General features: G+C 57.3%; 2 protein-coding genes. Both read right to left on the bottom strand.

The genetic code is table 11. The features are described from left to right. On the bottom strand, positions 1-214 hold a 214-nt coding region (locus MUB52_RS23855), incomplete at its 3' end, for a hypothetical protein (RefSeq protein ID WP_263846657.1). 40 nt (positions 215-254) lie between these two features. Continuing rightward, entirely contained in the window at positions 255-1,274 is a 1,020-nt protein-coding gene (locus tag MUB52_RS23860) for an IS110 family RNA-guided transposase (RefSeq protein ID WP_263846658.1), read from the bottom strand. Between the last annotated feature and the right edge of the window lie 89 nt (positions 1,275-1,363).

Raw genomic sequence — 1,363 nt, forward strand, 5'->3', positions numbered from 1 at the left:
CGTGTGTGGAAAGCTCCTGCATAGCAAGACGTTTTTTTGAGGCTGATTGGCACTTGTCAGATGCAGACGTGTGTCCGGCCTGTTTGCGCGGCGCACGCGGCCGCTGGCCCTGATGGTTTCCGCAGGCCAAGTCCCATACGGGTTTTTCGGACAACCTGGTGTCCCTGACATTCGACAGGGTGTCTTGGCTGGCGGGCTGACTGTGCTCCATCATCTCGCGGGTCTTGCTGTCTCCGTAGTTTTATTCCTTTTGTTCAAGCGTAGTGTGGGCGGTAGTATTCGTTCCTGGTCAACACAGCCCAAATGATCCTTGCCGTCTTATTGGCCATTGCAACGGTGGCCAGTCGGGTTGGTTTGCGCTCGAGCAGTCCAATTGCCCACGGATCGACCCGGTCTGGATTGACCTTCATTTGCCTCAATCGTGCGGTCATACCTGTGACGAGTAGGCGCCTCAGGTAGCGATCGCCCATCTTTGAGATTCGTCCCAGCCGCTCCTTGCCGCCGCTAGATCGATTGAGTGGCGTCAACCCGAGCCACGCCGCCAGTTCGCGGCCATTTCTGAACTGCTGCGCGTCTCCAATGGTCGCTGCGATCGCTGACGCTGTGACTGGGCCGACGCCCGGTATTGTTCGAAGTAGTGCCACGCGCGAATCCTGTTTTGCTTGAAGTCGCATGCGCATCTCGTACCATCGAACCCGCAGATGGAGTGCAACGAGCTGATTGCTGAGGTTGGCCAATACGTCGACCGCTACCTCGGGAATTGTCGGACGGTCGCCGTCCAACACGCCTTTGGCGAACTTCACCGCGCTTCCAATTCCTTGGGAGATCACAATACCGAACTCGGCCAACAGGCCGCGCAGCATGTTCCCGAGTTGAGTGCGTTGGCGAACAATCAGATCACGCGCGCGGTGTAAGAAGAGGACTGCCTGCTGCTCTTCCGACTTGATCGCAACGAAACGCATCGTGGGGCGCGTCACTGCCTCGCAGATTGCCTCAGCATCGGCAGCATCGGATTTGCCGCGTTTCACGTATGGCTTCACATAGTTGGCGGGTATCAATCGCACATCGTGGCCTAGGGCAGAAATTTGGCGCGCCCAAAAATGGCTGGAGCCGCACGCCTCCATGCCAACAAGGCATTGTGGAAGATCCTTGAAGAAAGCCAAAAGCTGCGCGCGCCGGATCGCACGATTGAAAACGACCGGTCCGTTCTCGGCAATCCCGTGCACCTGAAACACGTTCTTGGCCAAATCGATGCCAACTGTTGTAACCTGCATTGGGTAGCTCCTTTCCTAGCAGTGATAGACAACTGCATTATGGCGCATTGCGACGCCGGGGGAGCAGGAGCTATCCACCCCATCGGGTT

It is taken from the genome of Roseobacter sinensis (assembly GCF_025755255.1).
In the GTDB taxonomy this organism is placed as follows: domain Bacteria; phylum Pseudomonadota; class Alphaproteobacteria; order Rhodobacterales; family Rhodobacteraceae; genus Roseobacter; species Roseobacter sinensis.

Coding starts and splice junctions, on each gene's coding strand:
- MUB52_RS23860 (WP_263846658.1), bottom strand. CDS start 1,274: ATGCAGGTTACAACAGTTGGCATCGATTTGGCCAAGAACGTGTTTCAG.